Raw genomic sequence first — 19303 nt, 5'->3', positions numbered from 1 at the left:
ACCTCCTCGAATCGGACATTACAAGTCAAAGTCGACCATACTTTCTGCGATTTCAGAAAAAGATTCTTCTGAGTCCGCGAAGTAAGATTCCCATATCGGTTTGCTCCAAATCTCAACCCGGTTGCTCACTCCGATCACGACACATTCCTTTTCCAATTCCGCATAGGAACGCAGTGTTTGCGCAATGCTCGCACGGCCTTGTTTATCTAATTCACATTCCATTGCCCCGGAAAAAAAGAAACGCGTAAATGCACGCGCGTCTTTTTTCGTAAACGGCAGCGATTTTAACTTCTCTTCCAGTTGCTTCCACTCTTCCATCGGGTACACAAATAAACATTGATCCATTCCGCGGGTAATAACGAAAGCGGACCCCAGTCCATCACGAAACTTTGCCGGTATAATCAACCGTCCTTTGTCATCAATATTATGATGATATTCGCCCATGAACATCGGGGTCCACCTCCCCTTCCACTTATTACCCCTAATTTACCACAAGTCTCCACTTTATACCACTTAGTTTTGGAAAAAACTACTTTACTTTTTGATTACATAAAAAAAAACGGCAAAATGCCGTTCTCAGACTGTAGACAAACTATATTTTTATGTCAGCCATGAATCCACTGCTCTCCGCTTGCCCCGGGCAAGGACTCAGCTAGTATTCGGCGGCCTCGGGCCGCCGAATTCGGATCTTCGTCGCTTGCTTTCCCGGAGGAGTGGATGCATGGCTTCTTGTTTATAAATACACTCGCTTCTAAAAGAGGATGACCCTGCAGGGCATAAGCCCGAAGCGTTGCATCAATCAAATTACAAATAAACAAAAATGTGATCGCCCGGTTCGATCGTATTTTGGTGGCTGAGCAATTCATTTTGAATCCGCTCGAAAACATCCCAGCCGTATAAATTGACGAGCGGCACCGCATTAAGTCGCCGTTCTTGCGGAACGCCGTCCGGAATAAGCCAACAGGCCAATCCGTTAAGCCGATTTAAATGATGACTGTTCTGCTGTTCTCGTCCTGCTTTTATCTCCTTTTCAAACTCTGCAAGAGCTTTCCTTAACCGGTAAGAAAATTTTTCCGAAGCGTTAATAAACATGTGTTCGTCCGGGAGTTGCTCATTGAGCCAGTCAGCTGTGTTATCTAATTTTAAGCGGGTATCAGCAAATAATTCCGCTTCATTTACGGTTTCGCTATCTTGAGTAATCCGCTGTTTCTCTTCTTCAACGCCGTTTCGAATAACATGTCCCGGCGACAGACCGTAACGGCCCAGTGTTTTTTCGGCCCGTCGGGGAATAAACGTGAACTGCAAGCGCGGTTTAACAATCGGCATAGCATGATTAAAAGCATGAAAAACTTCTTTAAGCACAGCCCAATACTTCACTTCACCGGGTCCGCCGATAAATGTCAGCACCGGAAAAACTAAATCTTGCATCACCGGTCTCGTCACCACGTTGTTGCTTAATTTCAGCGGACGTTCCTCTGCAGCCTCAATTAACTCGTGTTCAGTCCAGTATCGGCCCGTTTGTTCGTTTAAAAAATAGCCGTCCGTGAATTTTAAAAGATGCCGTTCACCGTCAACATGAATAAATATGTGGGCATTGTCCGGGTCGAGTGTAATCGGCTCACCCCAGCCTGAATTATTCAACGCTTCGCCTTTCGCCAAAAATCCGCTGCGGATTTCCGCATTTTTGCGAATCATTTCTTGAAAATACGGGCGTTCAAACTCCCGCAACCGTTCATCGTGGGCATCAATAAATAAAATAGGCGAATCGGGGAAGAGTTTGTCCATCCAGCGCGCAAACCATTCCGTGTACGTCGAAGCTTCTGCAATATCGCCTTTTAAGGCCTTTAACAGCTCAGCCGTAACATTTGTCTCAGGCAAAAACTTTACAGCGGAAAGAAGCGCTTCAAGCGCTTCATCTTTCGAAAACGAGCGTTCAGAAACAGGTGTTTTCTCGGCATTTCTTTCAGGGACGCGGATTTTTTTCGTCGACACGCCGTCTGTGAAATATGTATGATTCACTTCGTCAATGTCATGGTCTTCACCTGCAATCCAAAAAACCGGGATCACAGGGATTCCGTGAGTCTGTTCAAGTCTTGAAGCTTCAATAACAATCGAGATCATTTTATGCGCCGTATACATCGGACCGCCAAGCAGACCGGATTGCTGACCGCCGATCACAACAGCACTGTCCGTTTGTTTAAACCGTCTGATCTGTTCAGCAGTTTCCCCGCCGCGGCCGAGGTTTTCATTGCAGTCAGAAAGAATCGCTCCCAGCGTCTCACGGTCAAAATTGAGGGGTTCAAGTTCCTTTAACCGCTGATGTTCAGCTGTTTGACTCATTTCATAATCGAAAAACGGCGCTAATCGTTCCTCCTTATTTATGTAAGCAGCAATAAATGATTCAGGATCATTTGTATTCGTTCGTACCCATTTCATCCGTAACGACAACCTTCCGTATCCAATCAACTAGATGGAGTGAGTATGTTAGCCAGTATGGCAAAGTATATCAAATAGATCAAAACGTCACCAGTAATACGTTTTGCTTTATTATGAACTCATATGCAGATAAAAACCAGCCAGCACTAATATCCAGTATAGCGAAAAATAAATAATAAATTGCATACGCCACACACCGCGGACGAGCCGGAATAAATCAATATCATCGTAATGGCGCCAATGATAAATCGTAAACATCACGGCGGTAATGAGCAAGCCGAGCAGGATCCACCAACCGATTGGCAGGCCCCACGTTTCCAGAACAATAAAATATACCGACAGCATAAAAAGAAGCACTGTAAAGTCCACAGCCCGTTTAAATGCTGTTTTATGCGCTTTCCCGGTTTTTTTCACTGCGTAATAAACGATAAAAAATGCGATGACAGGTGCCGTTACAATTGTTGCAACAAAGCCGGCGGCAACGTTAATCAATGCGCTCACGCCTTTCTAATTGTTTCAATTGATTGTGTATTTCTATTGTGTGAGGCACAGCAATCTTTTGTTTTTCAGCTTCGGCGATCACATAGCCGGTAAGCGCATCTGCTTCCGTACGCCGCCCAACTTGAATATCTACCAACATCGATGAACAATTGTCTGCTGTTATGTCCAAAACGTTTAACACGTCCCTCCAGTAACTTTCGTCTAAACATAAAACGCCGGCAGCTTCGGTAAACAGCTGATACGCTTTATCCAGCAAACTTTCATTCGCGAGCAATTCGCCGTTACGGACACCGTAAACAGCTGTGACCGGATTGACTGTTACATTTACGATAAATTTCCGCTCCGCTTCAGCTTTGATGTTCTTCGATAATTGAATCGGAAAATCAGCGTGCTTGAAAAACGGTTTACCGAGAAGGTGCATGATCGAAGTATCTTCTGCCGTCATCTTCCCCTTGCCCGTGTGGCGAACAGCCGTATCCGATTCACGCATAGCGCCGTGCGTGACAATTGCACGGATCAGTTCTGTAAAACCTGCATCACGAAGTTTCTCAGTGTGCCCTTCGCCGTTTTGCAGTAAAACGAGCGGAAGTGTTACGTCTAAGTGAGATTTCGCCCATAACACCCAGGAAGAAAACTCCGTCTGTTTCAATGCGACGAAGGCAGCTTCGGCTTCGGCAGATTTTATCTCCTCAGCCGGCACAGCTTTTGGGTATACGCTCTCTTGATGATCGCCGCTCAAAAGCTTAATTCCTTCCCGGTTGATTTTCTCCGCTTGAACTTTTCTCCTCGCAACAACGGTGACATCGATTTGCGCCTTTTGAAAATAAAATGCCGTCAGCAAGCCGACGGCGCCGGCGCCGATAACCATAATTTTCATAACTCTCGCCCCTTTCAGCGGCCGATTTTTATGTTATTTCCGCTATCTTCCATAAGTATGGTGAGAATGCGTTTTCATTTATCGTCTTTTCTATTATAATTAAAGATGAAATAACCTTTATGCTTAGCTGTGATGCATACAATTCGGAGGGGATCTTATGAACAAACATGATGTTGTGCGTTTACGCGTTAACTTTAAAACACTTGAAGAATTTGAAAATTTTCGCGAATACGGTCAGCAAGAACTTTCGATGAAAGAAGACCTGCAGGAAAACATTGTCGAAAATGACAGTGATTCTCCATTTTACGGGGTTTATTTCGGCAATAAACTGGTCGGGCGGATGAGTTTATACAAAATCAGCCGAAAATTTGATTTTTATTTTGAACCCCCGCAAGATTATTTTGAATTATGGAAACTCGAAGTGCTTCCTGGCTATCAGGGAAAAGGCATCGGCCAAGCGCTTGTTGATTTTGCGAAAAGCTTCGGCCTCCCGGTAAAGACAAACGCACGCCAGCGTTCCGATGACTTTTGGGTAAAACAGGGATTCGAACCTCTTACATACCAAACTGAACGCGATCGCGGCGAAAATCCGTATGTTTGGTTTCCGAAAGGGGTAACAGAGCAAGCATACGATACAGAGTCTTGATGCAACCGGCTTCGCTGTCAATCAGCGGGGCCCTCTTTTTTGGTTAAAGCTTCTTCAACCGCCGCATGGTGGGACTCAGATTCCCAAAATTCCGCACATGCTAAAACATCAGCATACATTTTTTCCGCTAAATCCGGTATCGACTGTTTTTGCTTTTTATGGTAGCTGATCATTTCCGGCGCGGCTTTAAACAGGGCGAAAGGTTCGTCTGCAAGCTCTTGGATAAAACCAAACCGGAGCAATTCGTCAGCAGAAAAAATCTGCGCGGATACGAGCATATAAAGAGCATCACTTATCTGCAGTTTGCTCTTTAACAGAGCAGATCCTCCCCATCCAGGCGGCAATACTAAACGCCCTTGAATAAAACCCGCCTTCGCCTTCGATGTTCCGGTTATCACATCGCAAGCAGCGGCCAGTTCCGCTCCGCCCCCTACAGCCGGACCATCAATGTGCGCGACAGTTAACGGCGTAAGCTCTGTAATCCGAACTAACACGCGATACATTGGTTCGAGCATAGACATGGCATCATCAGCGGAGCGGAGCTGATGAAATTGCCGGATATCTCCGCCGCTGCAAAAAGCGTCCCCCGTACCGCGAAACACAACAACATGCAAGCTCTCTGTCTGTTCAAGCTCCGTGAGAACTATTTCTAAATCCGCAATCATTTGAAAATTCACCGCATTTTTTGCGTCCGGTCGATTTAACGTCACTGCTGCTTTTCCTTCATCATAAAAAGTCAGTTTAACAGTCATGCCGCACCTCTTTTCCTCACTACAAAAAACAGGAAGGGAAAGTCCCTTCCTGTTAATTATGCGCTTATTTTTCGACGACGTCGCGTCCTTTATATGCACCGCACTCTTTACAAACTCGGTGAGAAAGCTTCATTTCTCCGCATTCTGGGCATTCAACCATGCCTGGCACACGAAGTTTAAAGTGCGTCCGACGTTTATTTTTACGTGTCTTACTCGTTTTTCTAAATGGTACTGCCATCAGTCCCACCTCCTTGATTGCGATCGTCTTCTCAGTGATAAAGAATCAATCTTTATCAAAAAATTTCCCTAATTCCTTTAATCTCGGGTCGACAGCCTTTTCATCCTCTTCAGACGGTTCCTCTTCGACTTGCAGCTCCCACCCGTCACCTTCCGGGGGTGCCGGTCCGTCTTGCTCTTCGCTGAAAACACGCAACGGCTTTTCTAACAAAATCCGCTCTTGAATGTAAGGCTTGAGATCAACTGTTTGACCTTCTGGTTCATGGACGTCATTTTCTTCATCTGCTGCGTCTTTCCCATCAAGCTGAAACATTTCATCTGCTTCAATATAGAAAGGGAAAACGACATCATTTAATGTTCTTGCACACGGCAATGTCAATGCGCCTTCGATCGCCAGGCGAAACGTTACCGTTCCGTCTACGAATGAAGCTTCTCCTTTGACATGAACTGGTGTGACATCCCGAACTTCAGGATCGAGTGTTGATAACTCGTTTAATTCGACCGATTCATTCACTTGCAACCCCTTATGCCGGAGAGATTGCAACTGCTGTACCGACCATTTCATTTCATTCACCTCAAGACAACAAATGTAATTATATCTTTCGCAAAACGCTTTGTCAACACGATCTCGACACAATCTTTCGCCTGAAAATCATCAGCAGTCTGCTTTTGTATACATTATCATATTCGAGCGAAAAAACAAAGGTGAAAAGGCGGCTCAACTGTGATATTTTAAGGTTGTCGAGCTAAAGAAGGGAGCTGAGATATCTGAAAGTATTAGGATTAATTGTGGAATATAACCCTTTTCATAACGGGCATCTGCATCATTTACAAGAGGCTGGGAAAAAGACCGGCGCTGACCTTACAGTAGCGGTTATGAGCGGGCCTTTTCTGCAGCGCGGAGAACCGGCGCTGGTAGACAAATGGACACGTGCAGAAACCGCTTTAAAAGCAGGCATTGATGTTGTGATCGAACTGCCGTATGTGTTTGCTGTGCAGCCTGCTGACCGTTTTGCAGACGGGGCTGTTTCTATGCTCGAAGCTTGCGGCGTTACAGATATTTGTTTTGGAAGTGAGAACGGTGAGATTAAACCTTTTCAAGACGCAGCGGAATCGATCGAGCAACACGGTCAACAGATCGATCAACAAGTAACCGCACATTTAAGTGCCGGAAAAAGCTTCCCCAGAGCCTATAACGAAGCCGTCACTGAAGCTTTTCAAGGCAGTATAGGCTTAGATACATCTAAACCGAACAACATTCTCGGTCTTGAATATGTCAAAGCGATCCGCCGGAGAAAAAATGTCATCCAAGCCCATACAATAAAACGGATCGGCAGTTCTTTTCACGATCAAGATCCATCTTCTGCGGCGATTGCCAGTGCGACAGCTTTACGTAAAATTATCTTTGATAAGCATCAGCCTTTCACGAATGTTCGCCCTTATGTACCGGATATTTCGTTTCAGCTTCTCCATCAAAAAAAAGAAAACTTGACTGATTGGGAAGCTTATTTTCCGTTTTTGAAATACAACCTTATGACAGCTGAGACCGAGGAACTTGCTAACATTTATGATTGCAGCGAAGGGTTAGAGCACCGCTTCAAAAAAAATATTCACCAAACGAAAACCTTCGGCCAGTTTATTGATGCGGTGAAAGCGAAACGTTACACGCGGACAAAACTTCAACGTTTAGCTGTTCATACACTCAACCGGGTGAATAAAAGCGACATAATTGGCTGGTCGCCGGGCAATCCGGCCCCTTACATTCGATTGCTTGGTATGAACACTGCCGGACAAGCGCACTTATCTGCAATGAAAAAAACGATGAGCATGCCGCTCATTACAAAAGCTTCTGCCGGAAAACATCCGTGGTTCGACCTTGATTTAAAAGCTTCGCATATTGCTGATTTTGTTCAAAGCAGTGATTCGCTTAAAGAATATCAAAAAAAACCAATTATCATCGATTAAAAGACAAAGTCATGACATCGATAGCTGGGTCATCCTCTTTTTTGAATCGAGTTTATTGATAAAAAGAAGCCATGCATCCACTCCTCCGACGCCTCCGGGAAAGCAAGAGACGAAGATCCGGATTCGACGGCTTCAGGCCGCCGAATACTAGCTGAGTCCTTGCCCGGGGCAAGCGGAGGGCAGTGGATTCATGGCTTACGTCAAAATAATAATTTGTCTACAATCTGAAACGCTGTCCATAACGGACAGCGTTTCTTTTACAGCGAGTCTAAATAATCTAAAGCATCTTCAAAAGTATCTATCGCGACAATATCCATGTCGGTGCCGATTTTTTCCGCCGTTTCAACTGCAATGCTGTAATTCGACCCAGCCTCTCCGTTACCGGAAGGGGCAAAAAATGCATCTGCACCAGCATTGTCAGCTGCATAAACTTTTTGATGTGTTCCGCCGATTTGTCCGACTTCCCCATCTTCTGTGATAGAACCTGTCCCCGCAATATGGCGGCCTTTGGTTACATCATCTTCGGTTAACTGATTGTATATCTCAAGTGAAAACATTAAACCTGCTGACGGCCCGCCAATGTCTTCTGAATCAATATGAATATCCCGGTCTGTGACAAGCTCACGGTCTGTTACTGGATACATGATCCCTAAACCGCCTTCACCGGACCCGGCTGCCATTTCTTCCGGAAATGCTTCGATCGTAATATCCAACGATACTTCTTCAGAATTATCGCGGTTCTCGCCGCGCTCCAAAGTCAAAGCAATTTCATCACCGATCTCATAGTCAGCCAAAATACTCATCATATTCTCAACATTAATGATTTCTTCGTTTTCAATTTCAATAATTCGATCGCCAGATTCCAGTTTTTCTTCAGCGTCCATACCTTCAATAATTTGGGTCACGAGAACACCATGATTTTCAAACTCGGCATCAATATCTGTGTAGTTAAATGCCACGACAATGGCTGTTTCCTGCGAACCGTCCATCATCATCATTTGCCGGTGATGATAATCCTCATCCGATTCCCCTTCTGGACGCACTTCATTTTCGTGCAGCAGTTCTCTTTCATCGCTAAAAAAAGACCATATATAGTTGACTGTATTCGCTTGGCCCATCCGTATCGTCGTCAACATAAAAGACCCTTCGTATTCGCTGCCGTCTTCAACTTCTATTACTTCGTTTAATGTTTTGGCATCTCCAGGCACTGTAAAATAATAAGGAAGCTGAATAAAATTCACGGCAATTAATACGGCAAACAACAAAAACCATTTCAGCCATGATCTGTTCCGGGCGGGACGTTCATATTTATCCATTGATTGTAAGCTCCTTCCGAACGGCACTGCTGATCGCACCTATTATGTTTTATTTATAAAAGCAAACACAGCGAAATTAACGTGTGAACTTTTCTTGCAGCGCCTTTTCAACAGATTCCGGCACTAAGTCTGATGTTGTTGCTCCGTGCCGTGATAATTCTTTCACAATACTGGAACTTAAATACGAATACTCAGGGTTTGTCATCATAAAAAACGTTTCTACCTTATCATCCAGCTTGCGATTGATCGAAGCCATTTGCAGTTCGTACTCAAAATCAGACACAGCCCGCAAACCTTTTATGATCACATCAGCTTCTTTTTGGTTCACATAATCAATTAATAATCCGTCAAAAGAATCGATTTCAATATTCGCTTGTTCCTTGAGCGATAATTGCAGAAGTTCGATTCTTTCTTCGACTGAAAAAAGCGGGTTTTTATGCTGATTGTTCAGAACTGAAACGATCACCTTATCAAAAATCACTGCCGCCCTGTTAATAATATCGATATGGCCGAGTGTGACCGGATCAAAACTCCCCGGTACAATGGCTGTTTTTTGCATATCACTTCGCCTCGATTCTTCTAAAAATAGTTACAGATGTATTGCCGTAGTTTTGTGTCCGTTTCCGGGCAAACGTAACAGCACGGTCGGGCAAATCAAGTCCTTTTTCGTGTTCGCAAACAACCCAACCTCTTTCAGACAATAAATTATTACTGTCAATTAAATCGAGTAAAGAGGGAAGTTCGTCCGCATTATACGGAGGATCGAGAAAAACAATATCAAACTGCTCGCCGTTTTTGCCGACTTTATTGAGCGCTGCTTTCGCATCCGTTTTATACACCGTACATTTGCTTTTATATTGAGCTTGTTCAATGTTTTCCCGAATCGTTTTTATCGCTGATTTGTCGATTTCAACGAGCAGAGCTTCATCGATGCCGCGGCTCAATGCTTCAATAGATAACGCACCGCTCCCGGAAAATAAATCCAGTATGCGCCCGCCGTTAAAGTACGGCCCGATCATGTTAAACAATGCCTCACGGACACGATCAGAAGTCGGCCGTGTCCCTTGTCCTGCAACCGATTTTAAACGCATTCCCTTTCTCTCTCCGCTGATCACCCGCATGCTTAAACACCTACTTTTTCAGTTAATAAAAGAATATCATAAAAAAAGACCTTCAGGCATTCTGAAGGCCTTATATGTTAAATACCCATTTTATAATCATCACTTTTTTCTTTGTCCGGTAAAGCTGACTGGTATTCTGTTTTAACCCACGGCCGCATTGACGGTTCCACATGTTTCACCGCACTGATCGATGCAATCTTTTCTATTGTTTCCGTCATGCTTTCCTCGTCACAGTAGACGACAGCATATTTCATTTTTCGCGACACGTAATGAACATGCCCATGACGTTTTAATTGCTTTAACGGCTTCATTGAATGCAGCCAAACTGCCAAACCTACTCTGTTGGGAACCATTCACCCGCCTCCTCAATTACTTGGTTGCTGTATCAGCTGCAGCCGCAGCTTCCGCCGCTTCCGCACCCTCCGCAGCTCTGATCAAAAAACGGGTTTCCGGAAGGAACTTTCACACTCGGCGATACTTTATAAGCAATCGTTTCACAAATTTCATTTAATAACTTTTCCAGCTCTTCCTCGGCAATTTTGTATTCAGCTATCAGCGGATGACTGTCTATTTGCCGCTTTTTTTCCCTGACTTCTTTCGTTACTTTCTTAAAGTCAGGATGATATTTCCCGAATCGCTGCACTTCTTCATAATCCGCTTTAATGCTTTGAAACGCCTGTAATAAATTCTGCGCGTCCGGGTCATTTTGAACTGCTTGCTTTGCTTCGATATATTTATTAAATATCTCTGATGAGAGAATGGATTCACTCAATTCGTCTGCTTCAAGCATGATGTTGACATCTGCTATCGCTGCGACCATAATAACACCTCCGTACCCGCAGTATAACACGGATAATGAACTCCTGAACAGCACGCACCGCCTTACTTCAGAAGAAAATTCTGTGTATAATACCATCGATACACCCCGACACCAATATGCGTGAAATCTTCATTTAATAAATTCACCCGATGGCCTTCGCTGTTAAGCCAACCGATTGTCGCTTCCAAACCGTCAACATAACGCGCCGCGATATTCTCGGCAGCCGACTGATAAGAAATACCGTCACGATTCAACCTGTCAGCGAGCGACCCTTCATTCGGAGAATCATGAGCGAAGTAACCTTCCTCCTCCATTTCTTCACTGTGACGTTTCGCAGTTTCCGCAACACGTTCGGAAATTTCCAGCGGTGCCAGCTCCCGTTTTTCCCGAATAACATTTGTCAGCTCAGCGATTTGTATCGCTTGACTTTCTGCCCAACGTTCACCGTTCTCACCGCTCAACTCATCTTTTTCAGGCAATGTTCCTCGGTATGATAACGCATAAGGCCGCTTTTTTAACAGCGGCTCACCGGTTATAAATCGGATTTGCTCAAGCGTTTGTTCATAGGTGTCAAAATAAAACTGTGCATATACATCATCTTCAAGTTGCACGAGCGGTTTGCTTTTTAAATCGGCAGCGGTCAATTCAAATGTGAAATTGTCAGCACCTCTTGTGACGTCCACCTCATTACTAAATGCGAATTTTTCATTTAACTGTTCATAATCATCGCCGGCAAAAACTTGTTCGCCGTCAACTTTTGTCGGATCGGTTTTAATGATCGAAACAACTTTGTTTTCTTCTTTGTCAACACCAAAGTAACTGCGACTGCCGTCCTCTTGAAAAACGTTCCATTCATAACCGTACGGCGTCCAGCCGCTTCTTTTCGTCTCTCCTTTTTCCTCTTTCAGATCGGCCAGTTCTGCACCAATGTAATCGGCAGTGTCTCGATTTTCAACTGCATCTTCTTCCGTTAATGGGACATTTTGACTCGCCTCTTCTGAGGTGTGTAACGGCCTGTTCAATTCAGTCGGAAGCCGTTCTGGCAAATCTTCAACAGGATTCCCAAGATTGAAGTAATCTGTCAACCAATATTGCGCGCCAATAAATGCAAACGAAAACATCACGAGGACGATAATAAAACGCTTCATATCCTTTGCCTCCAAAATACGAGTAATTTTTTAAACGGAGCTGGCTTCGCTTTAAGATTGCAACAAACAGTATTTCGTAATATGATAAAGAAGAATCTGAAAGAATGATTGAGGAGGTCGCATCAAAATGAAATTTGAAGAAACAGGTCTTCATGGAAAACATATGACATTTGAAGTTCTTGATGAAATCATGGACGAATGCGGATTCGACCGTGCCTGGGATTATGAACGGGCAACATACGATTATAAAATAGTAGACCAAGTCGACAACAGTACATACTACTTTCGTATTCCTTGCTTCGTGATCGAAGGGGAAATCCCCAAAAATTCAGCCCGCGTTGAATTGATGAAACCGTATGTCGGTAAACATTATTACCCGCACGGGGTCGAATACGACGAAGAGTTTCCGCAAAAAATAATTGATAAATGCCTGCAAAAAGCAAACCTTGTATCAGAAAAAGTTCAGGCCGAATCGCTTTAAAGTTGTAAAAGGTAACGAAGGAGGTGCTGACAAACTATGTTAGACCTCCTTCCTTTTACTTGAACAGCCGGTTGCGGGAAGGAGAGTTCAGTTGACAACTACAGCCCAGCTCGTAAGAAAATACATACTAATCATACTTGCAATCGCAGCAGTTGGAACAGCTGCATATTTTATTCTGCCCGTATCGATACCGATTATTGCCGCATTTCTGACTGCGTTAATTTTAACCCCGTCGATTAACGCATTGGCGAGACGGACAAAAATTACACGGAATATTGCTGTGTTTATTGTTTTCGTCACTTTTTTACTTATTTCAAGTTTTATCGTTTATCTTATTTTCACTCGCGCTTTGGCACAAGTCAATCAATTTGTCGAGAACTTGCCGATGACGATCAACGAAATCAATATCGCATGGATGAGCTTGCTTGAGCAGCTTAGCGACCAATTTGATCAATATTCCCAGGAGCTCGTACAGGAAATTGATCAAACAGTCAGCAGACAGCTGGACGAAATGCGCACGTGGTTTCAGGAAATCAATATTATCGGCCATGTCACCAATATACTCATGAGCATACCTCAATATATTGTCTCACTATTGGTTTATCTTATTGCGCTTTATTTATTTTTGCTTGATCTGCCTCGGTTAAAAACCCAGCTTTACGGCTTCTTCACTGAACAAACAGCTGAAAAAGTCAGTTTTATGGGCTCACGGTTATCATTTGTAATCATCGGCTTTTTTAAGGCGCAATTTTTAGTCAGTATCATAATCTTTATCGTCACATTTACATCACTGATGTTTATTGCTCCTGAATTAGCTTTGATCATGTCTATTATGATTTGGCTGATTGATTTTATTCCGATTATCGGATCGATTGCGGTTTTAGCGCCTTGGGCCGGGTTTCATCTTATTGCCGGCAATACCGTGCTTGCTGTGCAGCTTCTCGTCTTGGCGACTGTACTGTTGACAATCCGCCGAACAGTTGAACCGAAAGTGATGGGGCATCATATCGGGCTGTCTCCGCTTGCAACGCTCATCTCTTTGTATCTTGGTTTGATGCTTCTCGGAGCAATCGGATTTGTGCTCGGCCCGCTTCTCGTGATCTTATTTCAAAGCGCCCGTGAGGCAGGGATCATTAAATTTAATTTTAAATTTTAACGGTAAAAGGACGGCCTCAAACCAATCATGGTTTGAGGCCGTCTTACTTATTTATACTATAAATGAGTGAATGCTTGCGCCGATGATCGCATCAAACAAATTTGTTGTTTCACCCGGCGGGTAAATAATATAAAGCAACAAATAAACAGCAATCCCTGTGACCGAAGAGATAAACCAAATAACAGACGTGATCGGCCCCAGTTTTTTATGCGCTCTTAACTTATTTTTATAGCCTGTCGTTAATTGAATGATTCCCAAAACTGCCGCAATCGTAGCCATCGTAATGTGAAACACGAGAAAGACTGTATAATACAAACGCACATCATCCGGACCGCCAAAGGAAGTGCTTCCAATAAATATCGTCCGGCTTAAATATGTAGCAAAAAAAATTACAGCGAACACCGCTGCCCAAAACATTGATTTTTTATGCGTTTCAATGTGACCTTTTGCCACGAGCACCCAGCCGACAGCAACAAACACCGCGCTGATCGCTATAAATACTGTGCTTATAAACGGTAAAAAATATTCCATTAAAACTCCTCCTTAACTGCTACCCTTTACGGAAAAGATTATATCATATTCATTTGTTCATGAGTATCCATGTGAACTGAATAAAAATCCCCTTCGCTCATAAGGCGAAGGGGCATCATCTTTTAATATTTAACAATCCCGATTAAGAACATTAAAGCCCCGACTGTCAATGCCGCGATCAGTATACCTGACCAAATCATCGTATTAATCCAGCCGGTGCCTTTTTCACCCATATGCATAAAGACATACAACTGCATGACAACTTGGACAGCTCCGACGATAACGATAAACGGAATCGCAAATGAAGAGTCGACAGCATCACTTGCAATCGAGAAAAAGGCGAGTGATGTCATAAAGATCATTAAGAAATACGAAACAATTTGCACACGCGCCTCTTTGCGCAATTTACGTTCTGTCGATTTTGACGGCTCACCTTGCAGCGGTGCGGTTGGATCAACGTGCTCACTCATACGATCAGCCTCCTATTCCCAGTAAATAAACAACCGTAAAGATAAATACCCAAACGACATCAATAAAGTGCCAGTATAAAACGGCCGTATTAAACTTAGGTGCATTCGTTAATGTTATACCGCTGTTTCGGTAGCGGATTAACAGTGTCGAAATCCAGAGGATTCCAAAAAGCACGTGTGCGCCGTGTGTTCCAACCAACGCATAAAATGCCGAAGAGAACGCGCTCGTTCCAAATCCGAGCCCTTGCTGATAATAATCGTAAAACTCGTAAATTTCAAAACCCAAAAACGCTGCGCCGAGAATAACTGTGCCCCACATCCAGCCGAGCAATTTCTTATGGCTGCCGCGTTTCATATTAATGATCGCCATAACACTCGTCAAACTGCTCGTTAAAAGAATCATCGTCATGATAAAGACAAGGTCAAGGTGGAACAAATCCGCCGGCCCGGGACCATCTGCCGTTCCGGCGCGAAGACCGAGGTACGTTCCGATCAAACTGCCGAACAATACGGTTTCTCCTCCAAGAAAGAACCAGAAACCGAGGTATTTGTTTCTTCCGTCCAATGTCGCTGTTTCCGGATTTGGAGGAAGCTGTTCATAAGTAGATGCTTGTTGTTCTGCCATAATTATCCCTCCTCCAAATCGCGCTTAATCTCATCAACTGGAATATGATGGCCGTGATCTTCTTTTACAGAGCGGATAAACATCGCCCCGAAAGTAATTCCCAAACCGACAAATATCAGCCAATAAACAAGGTAGATGAAACCAAAACTGGCTATCGTCAAGCCTAACGAAATCACAATCGGCAAAATCGTCGGGTTTGGCATATGAATGTCACCCAAAGGTTCGGCTGCCTTCATTCGGCCATCGCCTTCATATTTCTCCAGCCAAAATGCATCAAGACCGCGAACAAGCGGTGTTTGCGGATAGTTATAATGCAGCGGCGGACTTGTCGTTGTCCATTCGAGCGATCGTCCGTCCCATGGATCGTTTACATTCTCTGTATTTTTCTTCGACGTAAAAATACTGATCAAGAAAATAATGAATGCGATCGACATGAGAAAAGCTCCCATCGTACTGACAAAGTTCATATCGCCAAAACCTTGGCCTTCAAGGTAAGACGCGACACGTCGCTGCATACCGAGGAGACCGAGAAAATGCTGAACGAAAAACGTTAAGTGGAATCCGATTAAGAATAGCCAGAAAAACCATTTTCCCATCGTCTCGTTTAAACGGTAACCGAACATTTTCGGCCACCAGAAATAGGCGCCGGCAAACAGACCGAAAACAACACCGCCGATAATCACGTAATGAAAGTGCGCAACAACAAAGTAAGTATCGTGAAACTGGTAGTTTGCCGCACTTACCGCGAGCATCACGCCGGTGACACCGCCCATGACAAACGATGGAATAAATCCAAGCGCCCACAAATTCGCCGTCGTAAAACGAATGCGTCCGCCCCAGAGGGTTAACAGCCAGTTGAAAATTTTAATTCCCGTCGGTACAGCAATCGCCATCGTCGCTACAGCAAAGATTGCATTCGCAACCGGTCCCATTCCGACCGTAAACATATGGTGTGCCCATACCATGAAGCCGAGAAAGCCGATAATAAGTGTTGCAAAGACCATTGCTGAATACCCGAACAGCCGTTTTTTCGCAAACGTCGGAATAACTTCTGAAAAGATACCGAAGGCAGGCAAAATTAAAATGTATACTTCCGGGTGACCGAAAATCCAAAATAAATGCTGCCAAATAATGACGTTTCCGCCGAAATCAACGGCAAAGAATTGACCGCCAAACAGTCTTTCAAGCATTAACAGAAGCAGCCCGATTGTCAAAGCCGGAAAAGCAAAGAGAATCAGCATTGAAGCAACAAACGAACTCCAGGTAAACAGCGGCATCCGCATCATACTCATTCCCGGCGCACGCATGTTAATAACGGTTACCAGAAAATTAATTCCGCCGATTAATGTGCCGAGTCCGCTCACCTGCAGTCCAAGCAAGTAATAATCAAGTCCTTGCCCTGCCGATTCGCTGGATAATGGAACATAAGCTGTCCAGCCAGCATCTGGCGCTCCGCCGGTGAACCAGCTTACATTAAGGAGCAGCCCGCCAAAAAGAAACAGCCAAAAGCCTAACGCGTTTAAAAACGGAAAGGCAACATCTCTGGCGCCGATTTGCAGCGGGATGATAAAGTTCATAAATCCGAACAACAGCGGCATCGCCGCGAGAAAGATCATTGTTGTACCGTGCATCGTCAATAATTCATTAAACGTTTGGGCTCCTAGAAATGTAAATTCCGGGAACATTAGCTGAATCCGCATTAAAATCGCTTCGATCCCGCCGAGAACGAAGAAAAACGCTCCGCCGGCCAAATACAGAATACCGATTTTTTTATGATCTACGGTTGTCAGCCAATCCCAGATCACGTTCTTTGAGCCTGTCTGAGCTGTAGACACGAAAACGTACCTCCTTTAACTGTCTTGATTTAGTCTTCTTCCAATACTTTAAGTGAATTCATATATTCAATAAGAGCATCCATTTCTTCGTCGTCAATTTCATCTTCACTAAAGGAAGGCATTTCATTATCAGGTTTGTATTCTTCCGTATCACGCAGCCACGCTTCCAGTTTTTCATCTTCGTGATCTAAATAACCGGCAAGCACTTGACGCTCTCCGTAGTTTGTTAAATCCGGGCCTTGTTGACCGCCCTCATCACCGACTGCGTGACAGCTGATGCAGCTGTCTTCAAAAACTTCCCGTCCGTCAGCTGCAACTTCGTTTGTCGGTTCAATCGATTCCTCAGGCGGCTCAGTCATTCCGTCCACCCAGTCATCAAACGTTCCTTGATCTACTGCTACGACCTTAAATTCCATCAACCAATGCGATGCGCCGCACAGCTCAGCGCACTTTCCGTTATAAACACCTTCTTCAGGCGCTTCAAGCCACATCTCGTTTGTAATTCCCGGCACATTATCCTGCTTTCCGGCGAGCGCCGGAACCCAAAACGAATGCTGGACATCATCAGAAATCAATTCAATGTTCACCTGAGTATCGGTTGGGATATACATATCTTGTCCCGCAGTAAATTCATAATCTTTATACTCAAACTCCCACCAAAATTGGTGAGCGTTCACTTCAATCGTGATCGCCTCTTGGTCACTGACACTTCCAGGAGCATCATCGCCATTTTCTTCCCCGTTCTCTTCTTCTATTTCAGCTTCTTCCTGCTCGATTTCGGTATTAGCAAGTGTGAACGTGTCCATCACGTTCGGCACTGCGAGCATTAAGAGCAAAATGATCGGAATTGTCGTCCAAACAATTTCCAAAGTGCGGTTTCCGTGCACTTGTTTCGGAATATGTGTATCGCCCGGACGCTCGCGAAATTTAATCAAAACAAAAATATAAATCGCAAAAACGACGAAGAGTACAAAAATCATAATATAAAGGCTCAATGCAATCAGTGAAAATTGCATCTCTGCAACCGGCCCTTGAGGATTGAGCGCTGACATGTTCTCAGCCCCGCATCCTGACAATAACAAAATGAACGACAGTGGTAATAACCGCCAGAAATGCTTCATCTCGTAACAAACCCCTCTTTCTGTCATAAAATAAATTCTTTTTAAATTCTCATACGCTGTTAGATCATATGAACAACAATCATCAAGACGAATAACACTGTTAAATAGTTTAACGAATAGACGAACATTTGCCGCGCCCATTTCACATCATCTTTCGCCCGCAATCCGCTCAAACCGAGGACAAGCCAACCGCCGCCGAGCAAAACAGCTGAGACGGTATAGATTATTCCAAAATCTGCTACGAGGAGCGACACCGGGATAAGCGCAGCTACATACCAAATGATTTGCCGCTTTGTCACAGCGAACCCTGCAACAACAGGAAGCATTGGGATACCCGCAGCGCGGTATTCATCGGCCCGTTTCATTGCCAATGCTAAAAAATGCGGAGGCTGCCACATAAACATAATGAGAAACAGTGTCCAGGCGATCGGGTGAAGGCCGGGATCTATGGCTGCCCAGCCGATGAGCGGAGGAACCGCTCCTGAAAAACTGCCGACAATCGTGTTTAATGTCGTTGTTCTTTTCGTCCACATACTGTATAAAACAACGTAAATTAACAAGCCGGAAAAACCGATAACAGCAGCCGTTAACGTTGTCATCGAAAGAAACAGCGTACCCAAGATTGCGAGCACAAGTCCGTAAGTCAAAGTTTGCCGCCCTGAAAGCTGACCGTTCACTGTCGGACGTTCTTTCGTTCTTTCCATTAAATGATCGATATCACGATCGATGTAATTATTTAATACAGATGCCCCTGCAATAATAAACGCAGTGCCTAACATCGCCAACAAGGCTGTGAGCGGGTCGGTTGCAAGAGTCGTTCCAGTATAATGACTGGCTAAGTATAATCCGGCAAAAGCCGTAATCAGATTGGACATGACGATGCCTGTTTTCGAGATAGCTAAGTATTCTTTCCATGTTGCCTGTTTATCTGTAACGGACTCATGCACTCCGACTGTTGAATTTACGGTTGACATTGAATTTAATTTTTCCACTTACTTTCACCTCCCTCAGTTACTTTTCGTTCAAACTTTAACAATGTTTGCCGCACCATTTGTAATTCCTCCCGAGATTATTTGCGAAATAATCGCTTGTCTTTCAAGAATATAATATTATCCTTAAAAAACATCGCTAAGATAAGAATCATTATTATAAAAAAACCATTTACACACAGTATATATGATTAAGTTCCGTTTTTCATCACATTTCTTTCACAAAAACGACTTATTTTCCCCTTACCCGCCCTTTACAACTAAGAAACCAACTTA

General features: G+C 44.1%; 24 protein-coding genes. 4 read left to right on the top strand and 20 right to left on the bottom strand.

All coding sequences use genetic code 11. The features are described from left to right. Window positions 1–18: 18 nt before the first annotated feature. From mraZ to EDD67_RS06600, 5 genes are all read right to left on the bottom strand, one after another. On the bottom strand, window positions 19–450 hold the full coding sequence (gene mraZ / locus EDD67_RS06620) for a division/cell wall cluster transcriptional repressor MraZ (protein WP_093071713.1): 432 nt from the start codon (window positions 448–450) through the stop codon (window positions 19–21). Between the two features lie 155 nt (window positions 451–605). Further along, window positions 606–818, bottom strand: a complete 213-nt coding sequence (locus EDD67_RS06615) for a hypothetical protein (RefSeq protein WP_123875814.1) — start codon at window positions 816–818, stop codon at window positions 606–608. Beyond that, a complete protein-coding gene (gene bshC / locus EDD67_RS06610; RefSeq protein WP_121439723.1) occupies window positions 805–2436 on the bottom strand; it encodes a bacillithiol biosynthesis cysteine-adding enzyme BshC in 1632 nt (543 codons plus the stop codon). Before bshC ends, EDD67_RS06615 begins: the two co-directional genes overlap by 14 nt. A 111-nt stretch (window positions 2437–2547) precedes the next feature. Further along, window positions 2548–2928: a DUF3397 domain-containing protein gene (locus EDD67_RS06605; protein WP_162843791.1), complete on the bottom strand. Its 381-nt coding sequence runs from the start codon at window positions 2926–2928 to the stop codon at window positions 2548–2550. Continuing rightward, a complete protein-coding gene (locus tag EDD67_RS06600; protein ID WP_093071710.1) occupies window positions 2921–3814 on the bottom strand; it encodes a 2-dehydropantoate 2-reductase in 894 nt (297 codons plus the stop codon). Before EDD67_RS06600 ends, EDD67_RS06605 begins: the two co-directional genes overlap by 8 nt. Before the next feature lie 157 nt (window positions 3815–3971). Between EDD67_RS06600 and EDD67_RS06595 the strand changes: the two genes are divergently transcribed. Continuing rightward, the gene (locus tag EDD67_RS06595) at window positions 3972–4460 is read left to right on the top strand and encodes an N-acetyltransferase (protein ID WP_093071709.1); all 489 of its coding nucleotides are present in this window, start codon (window positions 3972–3974) and stop codon (window positions 4458–4460) included. A gap of 17 nt (window positions 4461–4477) precedes the next feature. On the opposite strand, the gene EDD67_RS06590 is transcribed toward EDD67_RS06595, so the two are convergent. The 3 genes from EDD67_RS06590 to EDD67_RS06580 form a co-directional block, all read right to left on the bottom strand. Beyond that, the gene (locus EDD67_RS06590) at window positions 4478–5212 is read right to left on the bottom strand and encodes an enoyl-CoA hydratase/isomerase family protein (RefSeq protein ID WP_121439724.1); all 735 of its coding nucleotides are present in this window, start codon (window positions 5210–5212) and stop codon (window positions 4478–4480) included. A gap of 64 nt (window positions 5213–5276) precedes the next feature. Next, entirely contained in the window at window positions 5277–5450 is a 174-nt protein-coding gene (rpmF, locus tag EDD67_RS06585) for a 50S ribosomal protein L32 (protein WP_093071707.1), read from the bottom strand. Between the two features lie 45 nt (window positions 5451–5495). After that, entirely contained in the window at window positions 5496–6014 is a 519-nt protein-coding gene (locus EDD67_RS06580) for a YceD family protein (RefSeq protein WP_121439725.1), read from the bottom strand. A gap of 194 nt (window positions 6015–6208) precedes the next feature. On the opposite strand from EDD67_RS06580, the gene EDD67_RS06575 reads away from it, so the two are divergent. Further along, complete coding sequence (locus tag EDD67_RS06575; protein ID WP_121439726.1) at window positions 6209–7414, top strand: nucleotidyltransferase; 1206 nt, start codon at window positions 6209–6211, stop codon at window positions 7412–7414. A gap of 257 nt (window positions 7415–7671) precedes the next feature. Here EDD67_RS06575 and EDD67_RS06570 read toward each other — a convergent pair whose 3' ends face one another. From EDD67_RS06570 to EDD67_RS06545, 6 genes are all read right to left on the bottom strand, one after another. After that, window positions 7672–8730, bottom strand: coding sequence for a SepM family pheromone-processing serine protease (locus EDD67_RS06570; protein WP_121439727.1), 1059 nt, complete (start codon window positions 8728–8730; stop codon window positions 7672–7674). A 76-nt stretch (window positions 8731–8806) separates the two neighbouring features. Then, window positions 8807–9289 (bottom strand): pantetheine-phosphate adenylyltransferase, encoded by a 483-nt coding sequence (coaD, locus tag EDD67_RS06565; RefSeq protein ID WP_121439728.1) that lies wholly within the window; start codon window positions 9287–9289, stop codon window positions 8807–8809. A 1-nt stretch (window position 9290) separates the two neighbouring features. After that, on the bottom strand, window positions 9291–9851 hold the full coding sequence (gene rsmD / locus EDD67_RS06560; RefSeq protein ID WP_121439729.1) for a 16S rRNA (guanine(966)-N(2))-methyltransferase RsmD: 561 nt from the start codon (window positions 9849–9851) through the stop codon (window positions 9291–9293). A gap of 77 nt (window positions 9852–9928) precedes the next feature. Further along, complete coding sequence (locus EDD67_RS06555; protein WP_121439730.1) at window positions 9929–10204, bottom strand: YlbG family protein; 276 nt, start codon at window positions 10202–10204, stop codon at window positions 9929–9931. A 32-nt stretch (window positions 10205–10236) separates the two neighbouring features. Next, window positions 10237–10671 carry a YlbF/YmcA family competence regulator gene (locus EDD67_RS06550; RefSeq protein ID WP_121439731.1) on the bottom strand — a complete coding sequence of 145 codons (435 nt, stop codon included), beginning with the start codon at window positions 10669–10671 and terminating at the stop codon, window positions 10237–10239. 62 nt (window positions 10672–10733) lie between these two features. Continuing rightward, entirely contained in the window at window positions 10734–11819 is a 1086-nt protein-coding gene (locus EDD67_RS06545) for a CAP domain-containing protein (RefSeq protein WP_121439732.1), read from the bottom strand. 127 nt (window positions 11820–11946) lie between these two features. Here EDD67_RS06545 and EDD67_RS06540 point away from each other — a divergent pair, with 127 nt between their 5' ends. Beyond that, window positions 11947–12300 carry a YugN family protein gene (locus EDD67_RS06540; protein ID WP_093071698.1) on the top strand — a complete coding sequence of 118 codons (354 nt, stop codon included), beginning with the start codon at window positions 11947–11949 and terminating at the stop codon, window positions 12298–12300. 91 nt (window positions 12301–12391) lie between these two features. Continuing rightward, complete coding sequence (gene ytvI / locus EDD67_RS06535) at window positions 12392–13456, top strand: sporulation integral membrane protein YtvI (RefSeq protein ID WP_093071697.1); 1065 nt, start codon at window positions 12392–12394, stop codon at window positions 13454–13456. 51 nt (window positions 13457–13507) lie between these two features. Here the strand turns inward: ytvI and EDD67_RS06530 are convergent, their stop codons facing one another. The 6 genes from EDD67_RS06530 to cyoE form a co-directional block, all read right to left on the bottom strand. Next, on the bottom strand, window positions 13508–13987 hold the full coding sequence (locus EDD67_RS06530; protein ID WP_093071696.1) for a DUF420 domain-containing protein: 480 nt from the start codon (window positions 13985–13987) through the stop codon (window positions 13508–13510). 122 nt (window positions 13988–14109) lie between these two features. Beyond that, window positions 14110–14457, bottom strand: coding sequence for a cytochrome C oxidase subunit IV family protein (locus EDD67_RS06525; RefSeq protein ID WP_093071695.1), 348 nt, complete (start codon window positions 14455–14457; stop codon window positions 14110–14112). 4 nt (window positions 14458–14461) lie between these two features. Continuing rightward, the gene (locus tag EDD67_RS06520; RefSeq protein WP_121439733.1) at window positions 14462–15082 is read right to left on the bottom strand and encodes a cytochrome (ubi)quinol oxidase subunit III; all 621 of its coding nucleotides are present in this window, start codon (window positions 15080–15082) and stop codon (window positions 14462–14464) included. A gap of 2 nt (window positions 15083–15084) precedes the next feature. After that, complete coding sequence (gene ctaD / locus EDD67_RS06515; RefSeq protein ID WP_121439734.1) at window positions 15085–16917, bottom strand: cytochrome c oxidase subunit I; 1833 nt, start codon at window positions 16915–16917, stop codon at window positions 15085–15087. 29 nt (window positions 16918–16946) lie between these two features. Beyond that, window positions 16947–18038 (bottom strand): cytochrome c oxidase subunit II, encoded by a 1092-nt coding sequence (coxB, locus tag EDD67_RS06510; protein WP_121439735.1) that lies wholly within the window; start codon window positions 18036–18038, stop codon window positions 16947–16949. Between the two features lie 59 nt (window positions 18039–18097). Beyond that, a complete protein-coding gene (gene cyoE / locus EDD67_RS06505; protein WP_121439845.1) occupies window positions 18098–19012 on the bottom strand; it encodes a heme o synthase in 915 nt (304 codons plus the stop codon). Window positions 19013–19303: the final 291 nt, after the last annotated feature.

Source organism: Salisediminibacterium halotolerans (assembly GCF_003814815.1).
Lineage (GTDB): Bacteria > Bacillota > Bacilli > Bacillales > Salisediminibacteriaceae > Salisediminibacterium > Salisediminibacterium halotolerans.
The sequence above is the reverse complement of the archived record's forward strand: the minus strand, read 5'-3'. Positions and strand labels throughout refer to the sequence as shown.

Coding starts and splice junctions, on each gene's coding strand:
- mraZ (WP_093071713.1), bottom strand. CDS start 450: ATGTTCATGGGCGAATATCATCATAATATTGATGACAAAGGACGGTTG.
- bshC (WP_121439723.1), bottom strand. CDS start 2,436: ATGAAATGGGTACGAACGAATACAAATGATCCTGAATCATTTATTGCT.
- EDD67_RS06600 (WP_093071710.1), bottom strand. CDS start 3,814: ATGAAAATTATGGTTATCGGCGCCGGCGCCGTCGGCTTGCTGACGGCA.
- EDD67_RS06595 (WP_093071709.1), top strand. CDS start 3,972: ATGAACAAACATGATGTTGTGCGTTTACGCGTTAACTTTAAAACACTT.
- EDD67_RS06590 (WP_121439724.1), bottom strand. CDS start 5,212: ATGACTGTTAAACTGACTTTTTATGATGAAGGAAAAGCAGCAGTGACG.
- rpmF (WP_093071707.1), bottom strand. CDS start 5,450: ATGGCAGTACCATTTAGAAAAACGAGTAAGACACGTAAAAATAAACGT.
- EDD67_RS06580 (WP_121439725.1), bottom strand. CDS start 6,014: ATGAAATGGTCGGTACAGCAGTTGCAATCTCTCCGGCATAAGGGGTTG.
- EDD67_RS06570 (WP_121439727.1), bottom strand. CDS start 8,730: ATGGATAAATATGAACGTCCCGCCCGGAACAGATCATGGCTGAAATGG.
- coaD (WP_121439728.1), bottom strand. CDS start 9,289: ATGCAAAAAACAGCCATTGTACCGGGGAGTTTTGATCCGGTCACACTC.
- rsmD (WP_121439729.1), bottom strand. CDS start 9,851: ATGCGGGTGATCAGCGGAGAGAGAAAGGGAATGCGTTTAAAATCGGTT.
- EDD67_RS06555 (WP_121439730.1), bottom strand. CDS start 10,204: ATGGTTCCCAACAGAGTAGGTTTGGCAGTTTGGCTGCATTCAATGAAG.
- EDD67_RS06550 (WP_121439731.1), bottom strand. CDS start 10,671: ATGGTCGCAGCGATAGCAGATGTCAACATCATGCTTGAAGCAGACGAA.
- EDD67_RS06545 (WP_121439732.1), bottom strand. CDS start 11,819: ATGAAGCGTTTTATTATCGTCCTCGTGATGTTTTCGTTTGCATTTATT.
- EDD67_RS06540 (WP_093071698.1), top strand. CDS start 11,947: ATGAAATTTGAAGAAACAGGTCTTCATGGAAAACATATGACATTTGAA.
- EDD67_RS06530 (WP_093071696.1), bottom strand. CDS start 13,987: ATGGAATATTTTTTACCGTTTATAAGCACAGTATTTATAGCGATCAGC.
- EDD67_RS06525 (WP_093071695.1), bottom strand. CDS start 14,457: ATGAGTGAGCACGTTGATCCAACCGCACCGCTGCAAGGTGAGCCGTCA.
- EDD67_RS06520 (WP_121439733.1), bottom strand. CDS start 15,082: ATGGCAGAACAACAAGCATCTACTTATGAACAGCTTCCTCCAAATCCG.
- coxB (WP_121439735.1), bottom strand. CDS start 18,038: ATGAAGCATTTCTGGCGGTTATTACCACTGTCGTTCATTTTGTTATTG.
- cyoE (WP_121439845.1), bottom strand. CDS start 19,012: ATGTCAACCGTAAATTCAACAGTCGGAGTGCATGAGTCCGTTACAGAT.